This is a genomic window from Rhodococcus sp. NPDC055112, assembly GCF_053607505.1.
The window spans coordinates 47,396-54,231 of the sequence record NZ_JBSGTR010000036.1 but is presented as its reverse complement, the minus strand read 5'-3'; the positions used below and the strand labels follow the sequence as shown (position 1 = coordinate 54,231).

Here is a 6,836-nt window from a genome sequence, read left to right as displayed (position 1 = left end):
ACAACCGCACCCGGCCCCGCCTTCTGCCCATCCGGCAGCGGCACAAACGTGTCGGCATGCGCCGCACCGGTCGACATCAGGCCGATCGCCACCACGGCAGCACCGACACCAGCGCTCATGCTCATCACGCGGGTGCGGTGGGCGCCACGCTTACGGATCTCGCTCATTGAATCCCCTCACAGGTCTTGCGCTCACCTCACGCCTGACCAGGCGGTGAGCACGGTTGCCCCGCAAAGCTAAAGGGTTGAACACCCCGTGAATAGATCCGAAACCTCACTTTTACACATCATTAACTGCGTGGGTGACCCAGGCAACAGCAAAAAGCCGGGGACGACGGAAATGTCCGTTTCGTCCCCGGCTTCTGCCGGCCGATCACACGATCGTGATTGGGTCTCATCCCGTTCGTGATTGGGCCTTGACTGTTTTGTGATTCATCTCACCGGTGGTTCGTTGGCCCCGAGAATCAGCCGAGGCTGAACGGCTGTCCCCACAGGGTGATGGTGCTGCTGACGTTCTTGGTGTTGGCGGTGACCTTCACGTAGGAGCGGGCCTGCGCGTAGCCGGCGCAGCCCTCGACGCCGATGGTCGAGTCGGCCCAGGTGACGCTGCCGCCCTTGCCCTTGAAGCTGTTGGCGCCCGAGTGCGACTCGCCGCCGAAGTCGTCGGCCTTCTCCAGGTCGAGGAGCTTGACGTTCTTGGCCTGGCCGGGGGCGATGGACAGGTTGCCCGCGCTCTTGGCGGTCTGCTTGACGCCCTCGCCCTCCCAGTTGGAGGACATTCCGGTGTCGGCGCCACCCTTGCCGCCGAGGGTCAGCTGGCAGGCCACCACGTAGCCGGGCTCGATCTTGCCACCGTCGGCGTTGGCGCCGGACAGCTCGACCTTGGTGGAGCCGGAGACCCACACGTTGCGGTGCAGCGGGGTCGAGCCCAAGGACGGGGAGATGTTGGCGGACTCGCCGGTGCGGGTGATCTTGACGACGGTGCCGTCGACGAGGGTCTCGGTGATCGAGCCGTCAGGCAGCGGCACGAGGGTGTCGGCGTTCGCCGCACCTACGGAGAAGAAGCCGAGGGCGATCGCGGCGGTGGCACCGACGGCGGCGGTCTGCAGCCCGCGGCGCAGGCCGTTCTTACTGGCGTTCATTGTTCCCCTCTAAGGGTCTGGGTTCGCGAGTGCGAGAAAGTGTGTGGGCGAAGGAGATCAGGTCAGCCGATGCTGAAGGGCTGGCCGTACAGGGTGGTCTTGGAGTAGTTGTCGCCGACGATCTCGACCACCGTGTAGGAACGTGCCTGGGCGAACCCGCCGCAGTTCTGGATTTCCAGCTGGGTGTCCTGGTACTGGACGGAGTACTTGCCGTTCTTCTTGATGTCCTTGCCCGCGACGTTCACGAACTTGACCTGTCCGGCGGAGACCGGGACGGTCAGCGAACCGGAGATCGAGGGGCCCGAGAGGTCGAGGCCCGCTCCGATGGAGCCGCCGAGGCCGGTGATGTCGACCTGGCAGCCGACGATGTAGCCGGTGCTGATCCGCGAGACGCCGTGCGTCGAGGAGTTGTTGGTGCCCTTGTCATTGGTGGCACCGTTGAACGGCCCCACCTCACCTTCCTTGGTGATGCCCTTGACGTCGGCGGTGACCGTGCCCGAGACCCACGCGGTGCGGCCGGCGCCATTGGCGGCCAGCGACGGGGAGATCAGGGCACTCTCGCCGGTGCGGGAGACGACCGCTCCCGGTCCGGCCTTCTGCCCGTCGGGCAGCGGCACGAGGGTGTCGGCATGCGCCGCACCGGTCGACATCAGGCCGATCGCCACCGCCGCAGCGGCGCCGGCGCCTGCGATGCGGGCGCCACGGCGCAGGCCGGACTTGCGGTTCTCGCTCATTCGTTCCCCTCAAAGGTTCTGCTACTTCTCAACCTCGACCGCCGAGGCTGATGAGTGGTCCATACGGCCCGGCGAAGTATTGCCAACAATGGTGACCGCGAGGTGAACTCGAGGTGATCAATGCGGGGCTGAGATTCGCCGGAGATATTTCCCCCGAATTCGAGGGAAAAGCTCCCGGCAGACGCGCATTTCTGAGCTCCGCCGACCCTGTTCCTGTACTGACTCGCGGAGGAGATTAACCACGCCTGACCAGCATGGCAACGTTTGAAGGGCCGGGAAACCGGGTGAGCCGCACCACTTCGTCAAGGTTTCGTTTCGCCATTCGGCGAGATGTGCGCCGAAGGGTTGACAATTCCGCTGGGGAAGGTGTTCACCCGACGTTTCATCGCCATCAATGTCGCGGCTTCCTCGGCCGATTTTGACAATCGGACAAAACGGGATCAGCCGTGGTGCGGGGGAACCTGTCGCCGCAGCCAATCGTCGGCCGACGAGGACTCGTCGGCCGATCCGTCGGAACGTTCGTCCCTGGTGGTCTCGGGCAGTACATCGCCGAAAATGCGCGCCAGCCGGGCCCGATCGATCGGGTCCCGGCTGGGTGCGTTCTCGGCCTGGTCGGCGATGACTAGTCCTCTATCCCGGAGAGCTCCCCGATCACGTGACCGGCGAGCGGGCTGAGTGTGGCCATCCCGTCGCGGATGGCCGCTCGGGACGATGCCAGGTTCACCACTAGGGTACTGCCGGAGACCCCGACGAGTCCCCTGGACAGCCCGGCGTCGAGCGCGCCCGCCGCCAGGCCCGACGAACGCAACGCCTCGCTGATCCCCGGGATCTCGCGGTCGAGCACCGCCGCGGTGGCGTCAGGAGTGACGTCGCGAGGCGAGACCCCGGTTCCGCCAACGGAGATGACCAGGTCCACACCACCGATCACCGCGGTGTTGAGTGCGTTGCGGATCTCCACCTCGTCGGCAGACACCGCGACGGTCGCGTCGACGAGGAAGCCCGCCTCTCCGAGCAGTTCCGTGACCAGCGGTCCGATCGCGTCGACCTCTGCACCGTGGGCTGCGCGGTCGTCGACGATCACGACGAGGGCCCGCCCGGCAAGTGTGGCTTCGATGTCCATGACTCCTACGGTAGTGCCCGCCACCACGGCCGGCCCCGACCGCCCGTGAATCCGACGGACCGCGACGGACGAACGGCCGTGCCCGTCGGCACGGCCGTTCGTCGGGTACATCAGCGACCGCCCTGCGTCGGCGCGGTGCCGAGGGTGACCTCGACGGTCTTTTCGCCGAGTCCCTTGGCGTCGGTGTAGGTGATGTTCACCTTGTCCCCCGGCGCGTGCGAGCGGATCGCCGCGATCAGGGCGTCACCGCTGTCGATGACGCGATCGTCGACCCGGGTGATCACCGCGCCCCCTGGGATTCCGGCCTTCTCGGCGGGACCACCGGGCGACACGTCCTTGACGCCTGCCCCGTGCGAATCATCCTTGGAGGGAACCGTGACTCCGATGATGGCCTGCGAGGCCTTTCCGGTCTTGCTCAGCTCGTCGGCGATGCGCCGGGCCTGGTCGACCGGGATCGCGAATCCGAGGCCGATCGAGCCGCCCTGCTGGCCACCCGCCTGGGCGCCGCCGAGGGTGGCGATCGCCGTGTTGATACCGATCAGCCTGCCCTCCATGTCGACGAGCGCCCCACCGGAGTTGCCGGGATTGATCGCCGCGTCGGTCTGGATGGCGTCGATGACCGTGCTCTGGTTCGCGGCTTCGCCGCTGGTGGACACCGGCCGGTTCAGCGAGGAGATGATGCCGCTGGTGACGGTGCCTGCCAGACCGAGCGGCGACCCAATCGCCACGACGCCCTGACCGACCTGGAGGTCGGCGGAGTTGCCCAGCTCGATCGGGGTCAGGTTGTTCTTGCCGTCGACCTTGATCACCGCGAGGTCCGACATCGGGTCCGCGCCGACCAGCTTGGCCGAGGCGGTGGAACCGTCGGAGAACGCGACCATGATCTTGCCGTCCGGGCCCGCGCCCGCCGCGACGTGATTGTTGGTCAGGATCAGCCCGTCCGAGGACAGGATGACGCCCGAACCCTCGCCCTCGGCCTGCCTACCCGCGACCTGGATCTGAACCACGCTCGGCAGCACCTTCTGCGCCACCGCCTGCACGGAGCCCGCCGGCGCGTTCGCCGCCGGCTTGGCGTTGGCCTGCGGGGCGTTCAGCGAGTTCGTGACCGGCCCGGAGCCGTCCCCGGCGGCCCAGGCGCCCGCGATCCCGCCGATGCCGCCGCTGACCAGGGCCAGCGCGATCGCACCGGTGGCGAGGGCGACGCGGGAGGGCCGGGGCTTGGTGGTCGTGGTCGCACCGAATGCGGCGGCCGCGTCCGCGGTCGGGGCGGCGGCGCCCGCCCCCGCGGTCGGGTACTGCTCGGTCGGCCGGTACGCACCGTACGGTGCCTGCGAGTACCCCTGCTGCTGGTAGGGCTGCTGGTACTGCGGGTACGCCGCGGTCGGTTCGGCCGACGCCTGCTCGTGGCCTGCCTGCGGCATTCCGACGGTCGGAGGGGTCGACTGGTGGCTGGGCTGCGACGGCGCCTGCTCATGGCCCGGCTGCGGCTGATTCGGCTGACTGCTGTGGTCGTCGGTCATCGCGATTGGTATCCGTTTCTCCCCTGCACGCCCTCGGCGCACTGTGTTCGATCTCGTTACTCACGACTCTGCACGAGCGGTCTGAGAGGGTGCTGAGATCAGGCTGTCAGTTTGCCGAGACCCTTCCGTGCGCCTGTCCGCCAGGCACGAACTCGGCCTCTCCGGGCAGCACGATCGTGATGAGCGCGCCGCCGAGCTCGGACCGGCCCGCTTCGACCGTGCCACCGTGCTTGACCACGACCTGCCGGACGATGGCCAGCCCCAGCCCGGATCCGGGCATCGAACGGGCGGCGGTCGACCGGTGGAACCGCTCGAACACCAGCTGGCGGTCCTCCTCCGGGATACCGGGGCCTGCGTCGGCGACGGTCAACGCGAGGCGACCGCTGTCGAGCTGCTGCATCCGGACCTGGACCGCCTGGCCGGGCGGACTCCACTTTGCCGCGTTGTCGAGCACGTTCAGCACTGCCCTCGCGAGGCCGGCACCGTCGCCGTAGACGAACCACGGGATCGTGCGTGCCTCGAAGTCGACTTCGTTGCGCCGCCTGCGGACCCGTTCGAGCGAGCGTTCCACGGTGTCGCTGAGATCGATCCTCTCGTGCACGGTCTCGGGCGCATCCTCCCTGGCGAGATCGACGAGGTCGCCCACCAGGGTGGAGAGCTCCTCGATCTGTGCGACCACATCCGCGCGCAGCTCCGCCATGTCCTCGTCCGGGATCTGCGGTGCCCCAGGGCGCCCCGAGGCGATGAGCAATTCCATGTTGGTGCGGAGCGAGGTCAGGGGCGTGCGCAGTTCGTGGCCCGCGTCCGCGACCAGCCGGCTCTGCCGGTCCCGCGACTCGGCGAGCGCCCGAAGCATCGTGTTGAACGACACGGTCAGCCGGGCCAACTCGTCGTTGCCGGTGACCGGGATCGGCGTGAGATCGTCGGTCTTGGCGACCCGCTCGGCGGCCGCGGTGAGACGGGCGATCGGCCGTAATCCGGTTCGTCCCACTGCCATTCCTGCTAGGGCGGCGAGTCCGACTCCACACCCGCCGACGGTGAACAGCACCCACGCGAGCCGATCGAGCACCTCTCCCGTCGTGGCCAGGCGCTGCGCGATCACCAGGGTGCTGCCGAGATTCGTCCTCTGGGTGAGCACGCGCTGGCCGTCGACGGTGCGCAGCGAGCTGTCGTGCTCGCCCTTGGCCACCGACATCTCGGCGTTCCCGATCGGCGCGTTGGAACCGGGCGGCATGTACACGTTCTGGTCCGGGAAGATCAGCGCGACGCTGATGTCGTCGGAGTAGAAGGTGGCCAGCGAGATGTACCGGAAGTCCATCGCGTCGAGGTTGTTGTCGATGAGGGTGGCCGAACGGGTATGCAGCTGCGAATCGACCTCGGCGTAGAGCGCGCGGGAGACCACCGCGTACGCGGCGATGGCCATGACCGCCACCGCGATTGCCACCACCGAGGCCGCGAGCAGGGTGACGCGCCAGCGCAGCGACACCGACCGTGTCAGCGGCATCGGTGGCCGCATCTCGGGCATCGGTGCCTGCTCACCGTTGGCGCCTACGCCGTTCGTGGCCGTGCCGTTCCTGCCGAAGGGGGCAACCATCACGGAGGCGTCTCCCGGAGCACGTAGCCGACACCGCGCACGGTGTGGAGGAGGCGGGATTCCCCCTCCGCCTCGGTCTTTCGCCGCAGGTAGCCCACATACACCTCCAGTGCGTTGCCCGAGGTCGGGAAGTCGTAGCCCCATACCTCCTCGAGGATGCGGCTGCGGGTGAGCACCCGCCGCGGATTCGCCATCAGCATCTCGAGCAGTGAGAACTCGGTGCGGGTGAGGCTGATCGAGCGGCCCGCCCTTGTGACCTCGCGGGTGACCGGGTCGAGGGTGAGGTCCTCGAAGGTCATCGCCTCCGATTCGGCCCCCGCGTCGGGCGTGGCGCGGCGCAGCAGTGCGCGCAGCCGAGCGAGCAACTCCTCGAGCGCAAACGGCTTGGGCAGGTAGTCGTCTGCCCCCGCGTCGAGACCCGCGACCCGCTCCGACACCGAGTCCCGCGCGGTCAGAACGAGGATCGGCAGGTCGTCACCTGTGCTGCGCAGCCGACGGCACACCTCGAGCCCGTCGAGGCGCGGCATCATCACGTCCAGCACCAGCGCGTCGGGTCGCGCCGCCGCGACCTTCTCGAGCGCGTCGACGCCGTCGACGGCGAGGTCGACGGTGTAGCTGTTGAAGGTCAGGGATCGGCGGAGGGATTCCCGCACGGCACGGTCGTCGTCGACCACCAGGATGCGCATGGTCACAGTTTGACCCCACGAACTGAGATCACGCTGAGAGG

General features: G+C 68.1%; 6 protein-coding genes and 1 pseudogene. All 7 read right to left on the bottom strand.

Annotated elements, in window-relative coordinates:
* Positions 1-167 (bottom strand): annotated as a pseudogene (locus tag ACWFRB_RS16605) (MspA family porin); the annotation flags it as partial.
* 296 nt (positions 168-463) lie between these two features.
* Complete coding sequence (locus ACWFRB_RS16600) at positions 464-1,141, bottom strand: MspA family porin (protein WP_452642221.1); 678 nt, start codon at positions 1,139-1,141, stop codon at positions 464-466.
* A 62-nt stretch (positions 1,142-1,203) separates the two neighbouring features.
* Positions 1,204-1,875 carry an MspA family porin gene (locus tag ACWFRB_RS16595; RefSeq protein WP_452642220.1) on the bottom strand — a complete coding sequence of 224 codons (672 nt, stop codon included), beginning with the start codon at positions 1,873-1,875 and terminating at the stop codon, positions 1,204-1,206.
* A gap of 622 nt (positions 1,876-2,497) precedes the next feature.
* Positions 2,498-2,995 (bottom strand): MogA/MoaB family molybdenum cofactor biosynthesis protein, encoded by a 498-nt coding sequence (locus tag ACWFRB_RS16590; protein ID WP_037176160.1) that lies wholly within the window; start codon positions 2,993-2,995, stop codon positions 2,498-2,500.
* A 110-nt stretch (positions 2,996-3,105) separates the two neighbouring features.
* Positions 3,106-4,515, bottom strand: a complete 1,410-nt coding sequence (locus tag ACWFRB_RS16585) for a S1C family serine protease (RefSeq protein WP_452642219.1) — start codon at positions 4,513-4,515, stop codon at positions 3,106-3,108.
* A 106-nt stretch (positions 4,516-4,621) separates the two neighbouring features.
* Positions 4,622-6,109 carry an ATP-binding protein gene (locus ACWFRB_RS16580; protein WP_452642225.1) on the bottom strand — a complete coding sequence of 496 codons (1,488 nt, stop codon included), beginning with the start codon at positions 6,107-6,109 and terminating at the stop codon, positions 4,622-4,624.
* The gene (locus tag ACWFRB_RS16575; protein WP_452642218.1) at positions 6,109-6,795 is read right to left on the bottom strand and encodes a response regulator transcription factor; all 687 of its coding nucleotides are present in this window, start codon (positions 6,793-6,795) and stop codon (positions 6,109-6,111) included. Before ACWFRB_RS16575 ends, ACWFRB_RS16580 begins: the two co-directional genes overlap by 1 nt.
* Between the last annotated feature and the right edge of the window lie 41 nt (positions 6,796-6,836).